The sequence below is a fragment of the Streptomyces sp. YS-3 genome (assembly GCF_045257485.1).
GTDB lineage: Bacteria > Actinomycetota > Actinomycetes > Streptomycetales > Streptomycetaceae > Streptomyces.
On the sequence record NZ_JBJHPC010000109.1, the window covers coordinates 1 to 15,731 of the forward strand.

Sequence of the window (15,731 nt, forward strand, 5' to 3'; positions counted from 1 at the left end):
GGGTGTGGGCGCACAGCTCGGCCAGCGCCTCAAGCTGCCGCTCGACCGCCTGGGGGAGCGGGGGGAGGGGCCGCGGCCAGCAGATCTCCAGCACGCCGTGGATACGGCCGCCGGTGCCGGCGCAGATGGCGACCCGGCCGCCCTCGGGACAGTCGGGCTGGCCGATCGACGGCATCGACGCGACGGACTCCAGGTGTACCGTGCTGCGGCTCGCCAGGGCCTGCCGGGCCACGGTCGCCACGCCCGGCGGTACGTAGCGCCACCGCTCGGCTTCCTCCCTGCTGAAGCCGGCGTGGCCGCTGAGCATGAGGGAGCCGTCGCGGCCCGCGGTCCACACGGCCACGGCCACGGCGTCCAGCGGAGCCAGCGCGTGTTGCAGCAGCGACTCCGCGACCGCCTGGGTGTCGTCGGCGGCCAGCGCCGCGCTCTCCGCGGTCCGCAGCCGTACGGCCACGGACGCGGCGCTGTCGGCGTCGGTCTCGGAGGCCGTGCGGCGTACGAAGTCGGCGGCGACCTGGGCGACCTGGTCGCGTGCGGCTTCGTTGATGATGTCGGCGGCCAGTTCCAGTTCGGACATGCCCGCCTGTTCGGCCAGCTCGGCGAGTTGCCGGGCGGCCTGTGCGGGCCCGCAGTGCAGCCGCTCGATCATGACGCCCTTGGCGAGTTCGACCAGGGCGCGGCCCTCCACGGCGGCTCGTGCGGCCTGCACCTCGGCGCGCAGCCGCGCCACGGTGGCGGCCAGCCTGCCCACGGCCTCGGTACCTTCCTGGCCCGTGGCCGCGGCGGGCGCGGGCGGTCGCCACGACGCGGTCCCGGCGACCGCCCGCGACGGCTGCCCGTCCGCGTTTCGCGCGCCCTTCTGGGCCGGCACGGCCACCTGGGCGGACGCGGCGGCCGGCTGCGGCGCCGCCACCGGCTGTCCGCCCGGCGCGGAAGGCGCGTCGTGGCCGGAGGACGCGCCCTCACCGGTGCCGGGCTCGGCGTGGCCCCCGGCGTGCTCGCTGACACTCATGGCGCGAGGGTCTCCTTGGTGTCAACGGCGGACGGACGAAGAGGCCGGGATGCGGCCCGGCGGCCCGGGGCGGACGTCACTTGTCACCGAGCCAGTGCCGGATGCACGCCAGGAGGTCGTCGGCGTCCACGGGCTTGGTGATGTAGTCGCTGGCGCCGGAGGCGAGGCTCTTGTCCCGGTCGCCCGGCATCGCCTTGGCGGTGACGGTGATGATCGGCAGATCCACGTAGTCCGGCATCTGGCGGATCTCCGTCGTCGCCGCGTAGCCGTCCATCTCGGGCATCATCACGTCCATCAGGATCAGGTCGACCTCGGGATGGGCGCACAGTGAGTCGATGCCCTTGCGGCCGTCCTCCGCGTGCAGGACGTGGATCCCGTGCAGTTCCAGGATGCCGCTGATGGCGTAGAGGTTGCGGGCGTCGTCGTCGACGACGAGCACCGTGCGGCCCTTGAGGGTCTCGTCTACGCCGTCGACCTCCTGATGGCGCGGCCTGTCCCCTCTGACCAGCGCGATGACATCGCCGGGCTGTTCGGCGGAGAGATGCAGCACGATGCGCTCGCGCAGTTCGTCCAGGCTGGAGAGGACCTCCAGCGGGCGCTCGGCGGCCCGCTCCTGCAAGGCGTGCTCCTGGTCCGCGTTCAGCCGCTGGCTGTTGTGGGCCAGTACGGGCACCTGACGCAGGGCGGCGTCGCCGTCCATGGCGTCCAGGAACGTCCACGCCTCGCTGTTCGCCATGTCGACGTCGAGGACGACGCAGTGGAAGGGATCGGCGGCGAGGGCCGCGGCGGCCTCCTGCGCGCCCACCACGGTGATGACCTCGTGGCTGTGCTCGCCCGGCAGCTCCGGGCTGTTCTCCAGGTTGGCGACCGCGCTCTCGGCGACCAGCGAGAGCAGACCGCGCTGACGGTCCTCGATCACCAGCAGCCGCCGGGAACGGCGCGCGGGCACGTCCGCCGCGGCCGGGGGCAGCTGCCGCTGCTCGGCCGACGGCAGGCCCTTCACCGCGTCCTCGGCGGCGGTCAGCGCGTCGCTGCCGGTCACCTGCGCGATCAGGTCGGTGGACGAGGCCGGCAGGTAGAGCGTGAACGTGCTGCCCACCTCCGGTGTGCTCTGCGCGGTGATGGCGCCACCGAGCAGATGGGCCATCTCGCGGCTGATGGACAGCCCCAGGCCCGTACCGCCGTGCTTGCGGCTGGTCGTGCCGTCGGCCTGCTGGAACGCGCCGAAGATGGCCTCCAGATGCTGGGCCGCGATACCGATACCGGTGTCCCTCACCCGGAAGGCCACCACCGGGCCGCCCGGGTGCACGCTCGCGGGGATCTCTCCGTCCTGGGCCAGCTCGATGGCCAGCTCGACACTGCCGTACTCGGTGAACTTCACCGCGTTCGAGATGAGGTTGCGCAGCACCTGCCGCAGCCGCGAGTCGTCCGTGAACAGCTCCACCGGCACACCCGGAGCGGTGGTGATGGTGAACCCGAGGCTCTTCTGCGTGGTCATCGGCCGGAACGTGGCCTCGATGTCGTTCAGCAGGGGACGCATCGGGACCCGCTCGGGGTTGATGTCCATCTTGCCCGCCTCGACCTTCGACAGGTCCAGGATGTCGTTGATCAGCTGGAGCAGGTCCGAGCCCGCCGAGTGGATGATGCCCGCGTACTCGACCTGCTTCGGGGTGAGGTTGCGGGTGTGGTTCTGCGCCAGCAACTGGGCCAGGATCAGCAGGCTGTTGAGCGGGGTGCGCAGCTCGTGGCTCATGTTGGCCAGGAACTCCGACTTGTACTTCGAGGCCAGGGAGAGCTGCTGCGCGCGGTCCTCCAGCTCCTGGCGCGCCTGTTCGATCTCCAGGTTCTTCGCCTCGATGTCACGGTTCTGGGCGGCGAGGAGCTGGGCCTTGTCCTCCAGCTCCGCGTTGGAGCGCTGGAGCTCCTCCTGCTGGACCTGGAGCTCCTCGGAGCGGGCCTGGAGCTCCCCGGCCAGACGCTGGGACTCGTCCAGCAGTTCGTCGGTGCGCGCGTTGGCCAGGATGGTGTTGACGTTCGCGCCGAGCGTCTCCATGAGCCGGTCGAGGAAGTCGCGGTGGATGGGCGTGAACGGGGTGAAGGCGGCCAGCTCGATCACGCCGAGCACCTGCTCCTCCACCACGATGGGCAGGATGATGAGACCGCCGGGCGACGCCGTGCCCAGACCGCTGGAGATACCGATGTACTCGGCGGGGACGCCGTCGGCGGCGATGACGCGACGGCTGCGTGCCGCCTGCCCGACCAGCGACTCGCCGGGCTTGAACCGGTCGTGGCCGGTGAGGCCGACGGGCCGGCCGTAGGAGCCGACGAGCGTCAGCTCGGTGCCGCCCGCGGTCTCTTCGGCGAGGTAGAAGGCGCCGTACTGCGCGGAGACCAGCGGAGTCAGCTCGTCCATGACCAGCTCGGCCACCACCGCGAGGTCCCGGTGGCCCTGCATGAGCCCGGAGATGTGGGCCAGGCTGGACTTCAGCCAGTCCTGCTCCTGGTTGGTCCGGGTCGTCTCGCGCAGGGAGCCGACCATGGCGTTGATGTTGTCCTTGAGCTCGGCGACCTCGCCGGAGGCCTCGACCGTGATCGAGCGGGTCAGGTCGCCCTCGGCGACGGCGCTGGCCACCTCGGCGATCGCACGGACCTGCCGGGTGAGGTTCCCGGCGAGCTCGTTCACGTTCTCCGTCAGCCGCTTCCAGGTGCCGGAGAGGCCCTCGACCTCGGCCTGGCCGCCGAGCCGTCCCTCGCTGCCCACTTCGCGGGCGACGCGGGTGACCTCGGCGGCGAACGAGGAGAGCTGGTCGACCATCGTGTTGATGGTGGTCTTGAGCTCCAGGATCTCGCCGCGGGCGTCGACGTCGATCTTCTTCGTCAGATCGCCGTTGGCGACGGCGGTCGTCACCTGCGCGATGTTGCGGACCTGGCCGGTGAGGTTGTTCGCCATCGAGTTGACGTTGTCCGTGAGGTCCTTCCAGGTGCCGGCGACGTTGGGCACCCGCGCCTGGCCGCCGAGCCGTCCCTCGGTGCCGACCTCACGGGCCACCCGGGTGACCTCGTCGGCGAACGCGGACAGGGTGTCGACCATGGTGTTGATCACGCCGGCGAGGGCCGCGACCTCGCCCTTGGCCTCGACGGTGATCTTCTGCGAGAGATCGCCGCGCGCCACCGCGGTGGCCACCTGGGCGATCGAGCGGACCTGGCCCGTCAGGTTCGAGGCCATGACGTTGACGTTGTCGGTGAGGTCCTTCCAGGTGCCGGAGACCCCCCGTACCGTCGCCTGGCCGCCGAGATTGCCCTCGGTGCCGACCTCGCGGGCGACCCGGGTGACCTCGTCGGCGAAGGCCGAGAGTTGGTCGACCATCGTGTTGATGGTGTCCTTGAGCTCCAGGATCTCGCCCCGGGCATCCACCCGGATCTTCTGGGAGAGGTCGCCCTGCGCGACCGCGGTGGTGACCTCGGCGATGGAGCGGACCTGGGCGGTGATGTTGTCCGCCATGACGTTGACGGACTCGGTCAGGTCCTTCCAGGTACCGGAGACGCCCTTGACGTCGGCCTGCCCGCCGAGCCGTCCCTCGGTGCCGACCTCACGGGCCACCCGGGTGACCTCGTCGGCGAAGGCGGAGAGCTGGTCGACCATCGTGTTGATGGTGTTCTTGAGTTCCAGGATCTCGCCGCGCGCGTCCACGCCGATCTTCTGGGAGAGGTCGCCCTTGGCCACGGCGGTGGCCACTTGGGCGATGGAGCGCACCTGGGCCGTCAAGTTGCCGGCCATGAAGTTCACCGAGTCGGTCAGATCCCGCCAGGTGCCCTTGACGCCCTTGACGTCGGCCTGTCCGCCCAGACTGCCTTCGGTGCCGACCTCGCGGGCGACGCGGGTGACTTCGTCGGCGAAGGCCGAGAGCTGGTCGACCATCGTGTTGATGGTGTTCTTCAGTTCCAGGATCTCGCCGCGCGCGTTCACCGTGATCTTCTGCGACAGATCGCCCTGGGCGACCGCGGTCGTCACCTGGGCGATATTGCGGACCTGGTCGGTCAGATTGCCCGCCATGAAGTTGACCGAGTCGGTCAGATCGCGCCACACCCCGCCGACACCGGGCACCTGGGCCTGACCGCCGAGCCGTCCCTCGCTGCCCACTTCGCGGGCGACGCGGGTGACCTCGGCGGCGAACGAGGAGAGCTGGTCGACCATCGTGTTGACGGTGTCCTTCAGCTCCAGGATCTCGCCGCGCGCGTCCACGTCGATCTTCTGCGACAGATCACCCCGGGCCACCGCCGTCGCCACCTGGGCGATGTCGCGGACCTGGGTGGTGAGGTTGCCCGCCATGGCGTTGACCGAGTCGGTCAGGTCCGCCCAGGTGCCGGACACCCCCGGCACGTCCGCCTGGCCGCCGAGTGTTCCCTCGGTGCCCACCTCGCGCGCCACCCGGGTCACCTCGGAGGTGAACAGGGACAGCTGGTCGACCATGCCGTTGAAGACGGTGGCGATCTCCCCGAGCAGCCCGTCCGCGTCGTCCGGCAGCCGGGTGCCGAAATCGCCGTCGCGTACGGCTGTGAGTCCGGCGAGCAGCTGACGCAGCTCCGGCTCGCCGACCTTCGCGGCGGCACGCGGCGACTTGGCCCGGGTCACCGGGCGTGACGTCTCAACTGACGTCTCAGGCATGACAACCTCGTTCCAACGCTGGCGGTACGACATGGTGTGGGCTGCCGTAGAGCCGTACCGGCGCTGAACCTTCACACACCGGCGAACCCCCGACTGTTTCCGTGAGGAAACTGTGTACAACGATACCCGCCGCCCATAAGTGGGAAGGTGATCCAAGAGGTTCTTGTGACCGGTGGTGAAAACGGCGGAGCGCGTTTGTGACCAGCCCCGTTTGCCCCTTTCCCAGGAGTCGAATCACCTCACCTTCCGTGACCTGGACCACACTTTTCCCTCACGCCCTGCCCGGTTGGGCGAAACGCCCGGCTACGCCCCATAAAGCCAACGGTGATGGACGCGACGGCAGGCATGTGCCACCCGATGGAGGGCCGTCCAGCGGTGCGGAGACTTTGTGCCCGAGGTTGAGGACGCGACAATGGTCCGCGCGCCGAGCGCGGATGGCCGCGGTGATCACCTGGTGATCGCCGGCGCGGACAGGCATCGGAGCAAGCATGAGTCACCAAGCGCCCACGTCACCCCGTTCCCGCGATGTCGTCCGCGTCCTGTGCGCGGTCATGGAGGACGTCGCCCTCCTGTGGGAGCGGGAGGCGCACGCCGGCTCCCCGGTCCTGGTCTCCCCCTCGCAGCTGCGCGTCCTGTACGCCCTGGAGCGCAGCGCCGGCTCGAACCTGCGGGACCTGTCCCACACCCTCGGCTCCGCCTCGTCCGCGTTGAGCCGCCTGTGCGCCCGGCTGGAGGCGATGGGATTCGTCGAGCGGCTGCCGAGCCCGCGCAGCCGCAGGGAGATCCGGCTCCGCCTCACCCCGCACGCCACCGCGCACCTGAAGGACCTGCGGGACCGGCGGGAAGACGCCCTGACGGACGTGCTCGACGCGATCGCCCCGGCTCCGCGCACGGCACTGACCGAGGGAGTCGAGGCCCTCCGGCTGGCCCTGGACGTACACCTGGAGCTGCTCACCGACGAACAGGTGGTGCGCTCCGCGTAGCCGAGTTCCGACGTTGGCGTGGTCGGCGCCGGGGACGAGGTGGGGCTGGGCGGCGGCCTGTGCTCCGGCCGCGGCGCTACGGTGTCTGCTTCGTCGGACGTGCCGTCGGCGGCTCGGCGGGGACGGGCTGGTCCTGCCGCAGGGCCAGGGACGCCGAGAACCGTGCGCGGGCGACCGGGCCGACCAGGGCGACGGGCAGGGTCACCGCCGCGGCGATCGCGAAGAGCGTGCCGAAGTGCTTGTCGTCCGCCAGTCCGCTCACCAGATACGTACTGAGCGCCGCCCCGGTGTACACCGCGCAGGCCACCAGGGATGTGGCGATGCCCCGTACCTGCGGCGGCGCGACCTCCGTTCCCCACGTCTGCACGGTGGACTGCACCAGGGCGAAGGCGAGGCCGGACAGCACACTGGCCGTCAGCACGGTCAGCATCGACTGGGTGGGCACGCACACCAGGTAGCCCAGGCCGAGCAGTGCGCTGCCGACGGCGACGTGGGTCGCCGCCGGCACCCGCCGGCCCAGGACGCGTACCGCCACGCCGCCGACCACCGCGGCCAGCCCGTAGCTGCCGGTGACGAGGCCCGCGTACACGACGCTGTGGCCGCCCGACTGCAGCGCCGTATTGAGGAAGTTGAAGAAACCCAGCATGGCCGCGCCCTCGAAGAGCGCGAAGGCCACCAGGAAGCGGAACCAGCCGATACGGAACACCATGCCGAGGCGGGCCGAGACGCTCGTGCCGCTGGGCGCCGGGGCCGATGCCTCCGGCAGGCGGCCGAAGGCGAGGACGAGCAGCGGCGAGCAGATCGCCACCAGCAGGATCGCGGCGCGCCAGTTCCACAGATGGGTGAACACACCCGCCACCACGGTCGCGGCGGCCGTGCCGACCGCCCCGGCCGCGAGCACGCTCGCCACGGTCCGCTGGCGCTGGGCGAAGGGCAGCCGGTCGCCCACGTACGCGACCATCACCGGCAGCAGGGCCGCCGCCGACGCGCCCGCGAGCGCGCGTCCGAGGATGAGTACGCCCAGGTTGGGGGCGAGGGCGGACACCAGGTCGGCCACGCACATGCCCAGCAGGGCCACCCGCATGACCGGTACGCGCCCGTACACGTCGGATACGAGACCGTGGATGGGCTGCATCAGACCGAACAGGAGCAGATACGCGGTGAGGGCGATCGTGACGGAGGAGAGGCTGACGCCCAGGCCCTTGGACGCGGGCAGCAGCAGCGGGGTGATCACGATGCGGTCGAAGTTGCCGAGGAAGGAGCCGGCGTAGATCAGCCGCATGTCCTGGGCGTCGGTGGTCCGCTTGCTCACGGCCTTCCCTCCGGTCGGGTGGTCTGCTGACGGGCTGCGGTTCTCGCGTTGCACCCGCGCCTCCATGGCGGCCGGAAGGCCAATTCGTCACTGGCGCTGATAGTCAGAGAATCTGATGGGCCAGTGGGGGCGGCTGGCTGGAATCGTCAACGCGGGCGCGGCGCTTCGTACGCGCCAACTGGCCCGCATGGACCGTCGTTGAAGGCTTGACGTGTCTCAAAGTCAGCGGTCTTCTGTCTGAAAGACAGTCAGTGCCGCTGTCGGACCCGAGGCGTGAGGACGCGCCCGCCGGCCCGTCAGGTGCTCTGGGGCAGACCGTGCGCTGCACCTGGCGCTCACCGGAGGGAGCCGGAGGAATGGCTGTGAACGAGGAACCCGGCGTCACGGATCCGCCCGCGGTCGAGGGGCTTCAGCGAGGGCACGGCTTCCTGTTGTGCCGGGCCGCGCAGACGGTCATGGGCTTCGTCGAACGCGATCTGTCACCACTTCAGGTGACGATGCGTCAATTCGACGTGCTGGACGTCGTCGCGGCCGAGCCCGGACTCAGTCAGCGGGCGGTGGGCGAGAGGCTCCGCATCCACCGGATGACCATCGTCTCCCTGGTCGACAAGATGGAGGGGGCATGCCTGATGGAGCGCCGACGCGGGCCCGACCGCCGGACCGTGGCGTTGCACCCGACCGAGCGGGGACTGCTCCGGCTGCGGGAGGCGCAGGAGGTACTGGCCGGAGTCCACCGCGAGTTCCTGCACCCCCTGTCGGCCGAGGAACGCGAAGCCCTGCGGACACTCCTGGTACGTCTCGTGGTGTGCCGGACCGGCTTGTGAGGGCGGTGGCCGGGCGGACGGGCGAGGGGAGCCGCCGCCCGTCAACCACGGCTTCCGTCGCCGCGTCCGTTCCGCCCGGGGGTCCGCGCCCCACGCCCCGGCCGGCTGGCTCGGATCACGGTGGCGTACGCCTCGCGCTCGCCGGCCGACGTGGGGACGGTGTGCGCCACCCGCGCGGCGCGCTCGACACGGAGATCCGGCAGCTCGGCGCGGAGCCGTTCCGGGGTGTACATCCGCTCCGGATCGGACGGGCCTTCGAGCCCCCTGCCGAGGTTGTCGAGATGGTGGCCCACGATCACCAGCCGTCCGCCCGGAGCCAGCGCCCTGGCCGCGCGGGCCAGCAGCGTCGCCCGCTGTGCCGGTTCGATATGTACGTACGTGATGAGCGCGAGGTCGAAGACGTCCCGCGGCGGCTCGTAGGAGGCCAGGTCCGCGAGGACGGTCGCCACCTCCACCCCCGCCTCCTCGGCCTGCCGGCGTGTGCGCTCCAGGGCCACCGCGGAGATGTCCACGGCGGTCACATCCCAACCGCGACGGGCGAGCCACAGCGTATGGCGTCCGGCGCCCGCGCCCAGGTCGAGAGCGCGGGGCCGAGGGACGGCCGGATCCGCGGGCGCGTCCGGCGCCACCAGTTCGAGCTCCGCGACCGCCAGCGGATGAGGGGCGAACGTCCAGCCGATGTCGCCGTGGGTGTAACGACGGTCCCAGTACTCCGCCCAGTCGGTCATCTGCGCTCGTACCTCCGCACGCGGGGAAGGGCTTCCGGGCAATCTGACAGCAGGGCAGATTATCACTGCTGCTGCTGTTCCGGAGGGTGCGACGGCGTGATGGCAGGATGGCGGAGTGACGATCAACCAGCCCTGGTCGGGGCTTCCCGGTGACCTGATGGCGGCGAAGGGGCTGGTGTACGACCCGAGCGGCTTTGTCTGCACACGGCCGGTGCCCGAGCCCGAGAGCGCGGAGTACGCGGCTCACGAGTTCACGGTGGACGGGCTTTCGGTGCGGTTCCGCGTGGCCAGGACCACCCCGACCAAGGTGGGTCAGTTCGTGACGGTGTGGCAGCGATCCGCACAAGGCCCGATCCGGCCCTTCGACGCCGACGACGGGGTCGGCCTCTTCGTCATCAGCAGCCGCGACAGCGGCCACTTCGGCCAGTTCGTGTTCCCGGGCGACGTGCTGTGCGAGCGCGGGGTCGTGTCGCGGGCCGGTGTCGGTGGGAAGCGGGGTTTTCGTGTCTACCCGCCGTGGGTCACGACGACCAACCGCCAGGCGCGCGGTACGCAGGCCTGGCAGGTGGAGCACTTTCTGCCGCTCGACGAGGACAGCCCCGTCGACGTGTCACGCGCCCACACCCTCTACCACCCGTAGCAGGGCCTCTGTACCCGGGGACGGGGTGCGCGGATACGCGTCGGCCGCCCGGGGCGGAACCCCGGGCGGCCGACGTGGGAAACCTGGCCTGCCGGTCAGCGGCGGCCCTTCATCCGTTCGACCGCGGCGACACCGACCGCGGCGAGTGCGATCTGGATGGCGAGTTCGATCCAGTCGATGCCCTTGGTGTCCGCCACGTCCAGAGCGGCGGCGATGGCGGTACCGATCAGTGCGGCGATGATACCGACGGCAATGGTCCACAGGATGCCGGTGTGCTGGCGGCCGGGCAGGGCGAGGCGGCCCAGAACGCCGATGATTGCGCCGATGATGATGGCGGTGATGATGCCGGAGATCTCCATGCCGTCCCTTCCTCGAAGTCGTTCGCTGGTCGGATGCCCGCAGCGAGCGCGCTCACACGCCATGTCTTCACGGAAGATGCCCTGGTCGTCATGGTGCCCGGGCCAGGGTGCCTACAGTTCCAGAAGGGGCTCAAGGGCACGGAGTGCATCGCGGACCTCGCCCAGGGGCACCGCGCGTTCGCGGTCCAGGACGAGGTAGATGAAGAGGCCGCCCTCCCGCAGACGCAGCAGCGGCCGGATCATATGGAGCTCGGTGCCGAGGGTGATGAGAATGTCCTCGACGCTGTCGGGGGCGTAGCCGAGGAGCTCCAGGGTGTACAGCTTGGCGCGCATCACGTCGCTGTCCCCGTAGGCGACCTTGTCCATGTCGAGCCCGCTGCCACGGTCGAGGGAGCCCAGGACCCGGCGCTGCCGGAAGTCGACCACGGCCACCCCGGTGGCCCCGCCGATCGTCAGTGCCTTCTGCAGTACCGTCGCGATGCTGTCCATGCCACCCCTCCTTGCTCCGGCACCGGCCGGACGTTTTCAGCCGCGCTCGGCCCCGGCCACGTCGGGCAGGAACCCTAGCGGACGCGTGGTGCGCCCGGGCAGCCGACGCCGGACATCTGTTCGTGCCCATGGTGCGGACCGGGTGCGTCCGTCCGGGCGAAGGTCCTGGCGGGACAGCGGTCACCGCGGCGAAGGGGCGTGTCCATCGCGCGCGGAATTCGTTCACAGGCCATGAGGAAGATCATTGCTGTCTCGGTCCTGACCATGTCCGCCCTGGGACTGGCAGGCCCGGCCCACGCCCACGGAATCCCCACGGCCGCCCCCGCCGCTGCTCCGCGGCTCGACAGCGGCCCGCCGTGGCCGTACGCGGACTGCATCAAGGCCGCCCAGCACAAGGGTGAGACCCGGAGTTACGCCAAGTGGCACTGCGACCAGCTGGTGATCAAGGGATGGGTCAAGCGGCCCAAGCGCTAACCCCGGACGGCGGGGCGCGGCGGCCCTGTCACCGGTGGACGACGCCCTCCCGCCCAGAGCGCCAGGACCACCGAACACGCCGCCGCGGACGCGCACCAGGTGGAGATGTACTCCTGCCGCCACAGCACGACGGACACCGTGGCGCCGACGGCGACCAGGACACCGAGCAGCACCAGGCCCCGGTCGCCGGACAGGAGCAGGGAGCCGATCGTGGCGAGGAGGTAGCCCGCGACGATCAGTTCCGGCTGCGGCAGGCCCAGGGAGTATCCGACGGTGTGCCCGCGGATCTCGGCCGTCACCGTGCGCGTCGCCAGCGCCCAGGCGAGTGCCGTCGCCGTCGCGAGGCCTGCCGCCAGGGGGATGAGCAGACGGCGGCGGGCGCCCGGCGGCGCCGCGCACAGCACGGCCGCCGGTACCCACACCGCGAGGAGTGGGAGCGCGATGACGGCCCAGACCACGGTGGCGGGGCCGGTCCCGCCGTCGGCGTGCCACACCGCGGCCTCGACGATCTGGTGGCTCCCCAGCAGGAGCGGCAGCGCGGCCAGCGGCAGGTCACGGGGGCGCCGGGCCGCGAGGGACACCGTGACGACCCCCACGGCCGCGATGCCCGTACCCGCGACGAGGTCGGCTGTCGCACTCCAGCACATAGCGCAACGGTACGGCCCCGGTGGCACGGGCGGACGTGGACCGCGAACCCGGCGGGGTGTCCCCGCCGGGTTCACCTTCTGGGAGGGACGAGATCCGCTCCTCCCTGGGCCGTGGCCCACGGGCCGCCCGGGTCCGGCCGCCACGGGTACGCCGGTGGGGTGGATCAGAAGCCTTCGACCTCGGCGACCGTGAAGGGGACGGGGGTGCCCGCGCCGAACGGGCCGCCCTTGTCGTACTGGGAGCGGGCGACCAGGAGGTGACCGCCGGAGCGGATGACGGCGGTGGGGACCTGGAGGTCGGGGCTGGTGAAGACGGCGTCCTGGGTGACGGTCCGGGCGCCGTACGAGACCTTCAGACGGACCAGGGTGTTCGTGCGGTTGAGCGCGGCCCAGAGGGTGCCGTCCTGGTAGAACAGGCCGTCCGAGTTGGTCAGGGAGATACCGGGGAGCGCGGTGACGGCGCCGGTGTCGGTGGCGATGCGGTAGAGCGCGCCGGTGGTGGTGTTGGCCGTCAGGAGGGCTCCGCCGTCGACGTACACGATGCCGTTGAGGTTCAGACCGGTGTGCTGGGTGTAGGCGGCCGGCGTGCCGGTGAGATCGCGCCAGATGTCGAACGGTGTGTCGGTGGTGGTGGCCGCGGCGAACTGCCGCGGCGTGACTCTGTAGACGGCGGGGTTGAAGGAGTCGGTGAGGTAGGCGGTGCCGTCGGGGCCGAACGTGAGGTCGTTGACGCCGCCGGAGGCGAAGGGGATGTGGAAGCGGGCCAGGCGGACGCCGGTGGTGTCGTCGTACACGGTGACCGAACGGTCCGTCCCGCCGGAGACCCACAGTCGGCCGAGGCTGTCGGCCTTCACACCGGCCGCGTGGGCACGCCCGTCGGTGCCGGCCGGGAGGAAGACCGAGGCCCGGGTGCTGCCGGCGGGCACGCGCAGCACCGAACCGTCGCCGTAGGCGGAGACGAACAGGTCGCCCGTGAGGGCGTCCTGGGTGAGGCTCTCCGGGTAGACCTTGTCCCCGGGAAGGGTGTCCGCGGTCTGGACCGCCGGGGCGGCCAGGGCGGTCGTGGTGGTGAGGACGGTGGCACACAGCACCGCCGCGCCGCCCACGGCGAGACGGTTCAGACGGGTGCGGAGCCGGGTTCCGGCGTTGAGTGACATGGTGGTGCGGTTCCTCTCGGTGGGTTGCTCGGTGTTCTGCCGTCCGTCACTGGTGCGGACGGTGGTATGAGTGGCTTCTCGGTGGCAGCGCGGAGCCGGGGTGTCGCGGTCGGCTGCGACGGTCCACCGGGTCAGCCGACCGGTGACGCCGTCGCGTGTTCCGTGGCGGCGCAGAGGGCCAGCAGGTCCGCGGCGGTTCCCCCGTCGGGGAGCGCGCGTACGGCCCGGAGTACTTCCCCGGCGCGCTCCGGCGGCAGCGCCGTGCCGGCCGAGAGCTGGAACTTGTGCTCCTTCTCCGCCCGGGTCAGTGGCGCGTCCGGGCCGCCCTTGCTGGTGTCGACGCGGACCTCGTGGCTCTGTCCGTCGCGGGTGCGTACCCGCAGGACGGCCGGAAGGCGGGTGGGGAAGAGGCGGTCGAGGGCCGGGTCGGGCACACAGCGGATCACGGCGGCGAGGGCGCGCCGGGCGGGGTCGTGGGCGGCGGCGTCGGTGAAGTCGTCGAACCAGACACCGAGTCCTCCGCCGCCGTGGAGCGCGGTGGCCACGGTGAAGGGGCCGGAGAAGGCCGCCGCGTAACCGGTGGCGGGGGCGGCCTTGGCGGCCGGGGGCTCGCCGATCGTGCGGTGCATGGCCGAGGGGACGCGCAGTTCGCCCTCGACGACGTCCTCGGCGCGGACGCCCTGGGCCCGCAGGCGCAGGGCGGCGTCGATGCCGGGGTGGGTGAAGTGGTTGCACGGGTAGGGCTTGACGATGATCTCGCTGGTCTCCCAGCGTTCGCCGAGCCCGTCGAGGACGGCCTGAGGGCGGGCCCGGTCACCGCACCACGCCTGGAAGAAGCCGAAGCGCCCCTCCAGGACGGTGGGCGGGCCGGTGATGCCGGCCTGGGCCAGCTGCGCGGCGGCCACCCCCGCCTGGGCCGCCCAGCCGCAGTGCACGCGCTTGACGGTTCCGCCGGTGCGGTTGGCCTCCAGCAGGCCCGCGCCGGTGCTCGCGGCGATGCCCAGCGCGGCGGCGATGACGTCCTCGCTGCCGCCGAGCAGCATCGCGGCGGCGACGGCGGCGCCCAGGGTGCCGCAGATGGAGGTGGCGTGCTGGCCGCGTTCGAAGAACAGGGAGTTGCCGAGGTCCGGGTCGTAGCCGGCGAGGCCGAGCCGGATGCACACTTCGGTGCCGACGGTGATGGCGTCGAGCAACCGCGGCCCCTCGGCGCCGGTGGTCTCGGCGACCGCGAGCGCGGCCGGGATCACGGAGGCGCTGGGGTGCAGCACCGACAGCATGTGGGAGTCGTCGAAGTCCATGGCGTGTGCCAAGGTCCCGTTGACCAGGGCGGCGGCGGGTGCGGCGAGCGTCTCGGCGGAGCCGATGACGTGGGCCGCGCCGGTGCTGCCCCACGCCCGGGCGACGGTGAGGACGGCCTCGGGGGCGGATTCGCCGCGGGCCAGGAGACTGTTGCCCAGGCAGTCGAGGAGTCGTTCGGCGGCTTCGGCCCGCAGCCGTGGCGCCAGGCCCCGGTCGCGGGACTCGACGGCGAACGCGGCGAGTTGGTGGACCAGGGGCGCGGCGGCCGGTGTCGTCGTCATCGGTTCTCCCCCGGGGTGGAGGCGGTGAGGACCGCCAGGGGGCGCACCGGGGAGCCGGTACCGCCGGTGATCTTCAGGGGGCTGAGGACGAACAGGAACTCGCCCGCGCCGGCCGCGGCCAGCGTCTCCAGGTTCATGTGCTCGATGAGGTGGACGCCGCGGTCGACGAGCAGCATGCGGTGCACCGGCAGCACCGCGTGCCCCTCGCCCGCGGGGATCTGCTCGACGGCGGTGGTGTCGGCGCCGATGGCGCGTACGCCCCGGTCGGCGAGCCAGGCGGCTGCGGCCACCGTGAGGCCGGGCACGCCGGTGGTGTGCCCGATGTAGGCGTCCGCGTCGCTCCACCGGCGGGCCCAGCCGGTGCGTACCAGGCACACGTCGTTCTCGGCGGGCATGGCGCCCGCGCGCCGGGCGGCCTGTTCCAGGTCGTCGGCGGTGATGCCGTAGCCGGGGTCGAGGACGTCGGTGCCGTGGGCCGCGGCGATGTCGAGGAGCACGCCGCGGCAGACCATGGGCGGCACGGTGTCGATGCCGTGGACGGAGAAGCGTCCGCCCTGCTGGGCCGCGGCGGCGTCGTGGCCGCCGAACAGCCGGCCGTGGTGGGAGGCGTGCGAGAGGGCGTCGATGTGGGTGCCGACATGGCCGCCGGTGACGATGAGTTCGTTGGCGGCCGAGCTGCCGTCCGGCCGTACCCCGTCGCCGTGCCGGCGCAGCAGCGCCATACGGAAGCCGGGGTGGTTGGGGGAGCACGGCATGCCGTTCTCCAGGGGCTGGGCGAGGTCGTGGACGTCCGTCCCGGCGCTGATCGCTGTCAGCAGCGGGTCGGTGGGGGTGTTCTGGGACGGCGGGGCGTCGGACAT

The 15,731-nt window shown here is 71.7% G+C and carries 14 protein-coding genes; 4 read left to right on the forward strand and 10 right to left on the reverse strand.

The window, feature by feature from the left end:
• A partial coding sequence (locus tag ACJA3G_RS12530; protein WP_406553015.1) for an ANTAR domain-containing protein occupies window positions 1–1,012 on the reverse strand: 1,012 nt, incomplete at its 3' end.
• 76 nt (window positions 1,013–1,088) lie between these two features.
• Window positions 1,089–5,678: a HAMP domain-containing protein gene (locus tag ACJA3G_RS12535; RefSeq protein WP_406553016.1), complete on the reverse strand. Its 4,590-nt coding sequence runs from the start codon at window positions 5,676–5,678 to the stop codon at window positions 1,089–1,091.
• A gap of 488 nt (window positions 5,679–6,166) precedes the next feature.
• Here ACJA3G_RS12535 and ACJA3G_RS12540 point away from each other — a divergent pair, with 488 nt between their 5' ends.
• Window positions 6,167–6,661, forward strand: coding sequence for a MarR family winged helix-turn-helix transcriptional regulator (locus tag ACJA3G_RS12540; protein WP_406553017.1), 495 nt, complete (start codon window positions 6,167–6,169; stop codon window positions 6,659–6,661).
• A 76-nt stretch (window positions 6,662–6,737) separates the two neighbouring features.
• On the opposite strand, the gene ACJA3G_RS12545 is transcribed toward ACJA3G_RS12540, so the two are convergent.
• Complete coding sequence (locus ACJA3G_RS12545) at window positions 6,738–7,973, reverse strand: MFS transporter (RefSeq protein WP_406553018.1); 1,236 nt, start codon at window positions 7,971–7,973, stop codon at window positions 6,738–6,740.
• A gap of 356 nt (window positions 7,974–8,329) precedes the next feature.
• On the opposite strand from ACJA3G_RS12545, the gene ACJA3G_RS12550 reads away from it, so the two are divergent.
• Window positions 8,330–8,797, forward strand: a complete 468-nt coding sequence (locus ACJA3G_RS12550) for a MarR family winged helix-turn-helix transcriptional regulator (protein ID WP_406553019.1) — start codon at window positions 8,330–8,332, stop codon at window positions 8,795–8,797.
• A 41-nt stretch (window positions 8,798–8,838) separates the two neighbouring features.
• Here ACJA3G_RS12550 and ACJA3G_RS12555 read toward each other — a convergent pair whose 3' ends face one another.
• Window positions 8,839–9,525, reverse strand: coding sequence for a class I SAM-dependent methyltransferase (locus tag ACJA3G_RS12555; RefSeq protein ID WP_406553020.1), 687 nt, complete (start codon window positions 9,523–9,525; stop codon window positions 8,839–8,841).
• Window positions 9,526–9,640: 115 nt separating this feature from the next.
• Here ACJA3G_RS12555 and ACJA3G_RS12560 point away from each other — a divergent pair, with 115 nt between their 5' ends.
• Window positions 9,641–10,165, forward strand: a complete 525-nt coding sequence (locus ACJA3G_RS12560) for a MepB family protein (protein ID WP_406553021.1) — start codon at window positions 9,641–9,643, stop codon at window positions 10,163–10,165.
• A gap of 95 nt (window positions 10,166–10,260) precedes the next feature.
• On the opposite strand, the gene ACJA3G_RS12565 is transcribed toward ACJA3G_RS12560, so the two are convergent.
• Together ACJA3G_RS12565 and ACJA3G_RS12570 are read right to left on the reverse strand one after the other, a co-directional pair.
• Window positions 10,261–10,524, reverse strand: coding sequence for a GlsB/YeaQ/YmgE family stress response membrane protein (locus tag ACJA3G_RS12565; protein WP_358836785.1), 264 nt, complete (start codon window positions 10,522–10,524; stop codon window positions 10,261–10,263).
• Between the two features lie 111 nt (window positions 10,525–10,635).
• Window positions 10,636–11,013: a hypothetical protein gene (locus ACJA3G_RS12570; RefSeq protein ID WP_406553022.1), complete on the reverse strand. Its 378-nt coding sequence runs from the start codon at window positions 11,011–11,013 to the stop codon at window positions 10,636–10,638.
• A gap of 231 nt (window positions 11,014–11,244) precedes the next feature.
• Between ACJA3G_RS12570 and ACJA3G_RS12575 the strand changes: the two genes are divergently transcribed.
• Window positions 11,245–11,487, forward strand: a complete 243-nt coding sequence (locus ACJA3G_RS12575) for a hypothetical protein (RefSeq protein ID WP_406553023.1) — start codon at window positions 11,245–11,247, stop codon at window positions 11,485–11,487.
• On the opposite strand, the gene ACJA3G_RS12580 is transcribed toward ACJA3G_RS12575, so the two are convergent.
• From ACJA3G_RS12580 to ACJA3G_RS12595, 4 genes are all read right to left on the reverse strand, one after another.
• The gene (locus tag ACJA3G_RS12580) at window positions 11,484–12,134 is read right to left on the reverse strand and encodes a DUF6629 family protein (RefSeq protein ID WP_406553024.1); all 651 of its coding nucleotides are present in this window, start codon (window positions 12,132–12,134) and stop codon (window positions 11,484–11,486) included. The two genes, ACJA3G_RS12575 and ACJA3G_RS12580, sit on opposite strands and share 4 nt — an antisense overlap.
• A 164-nt stretch (window positions 12,135–12,298) precedes the next feature.
• Window positions 12,299–13,291, reverse strand: coding sequence for a superoxide dismutase (locus ACJA3G_RS12585; protein ID WP_406553025.1), 993 nt, complete (start codon window positions 13,289–13,291; stop codon window positions 12,299–12,301).
• A gap of 131 nt (window positions 13,292–13,422) precedes the next feature.
• Complete coding sequence (locus ACJA3G_RS12590) at window positions 13,423–14,871, reverse strand: MmgE/PrpD family protein (protein WP_406553026.1); 1,449 nt, start codon at window positions 14,869–14,871, stop codon at window positions 13,423–13,425.
• Window positions 14,868–15,731: cyclase family protein (locus ACJA3G_RS12595; protein WP_406553027.1), on the reverse strand; the 864-nt coding region annotated here is incomplete at its 5' end. The genes ACJA3G_RS12590 and ACJA3G_RS12595, both read right to left, overlap by 4 nt.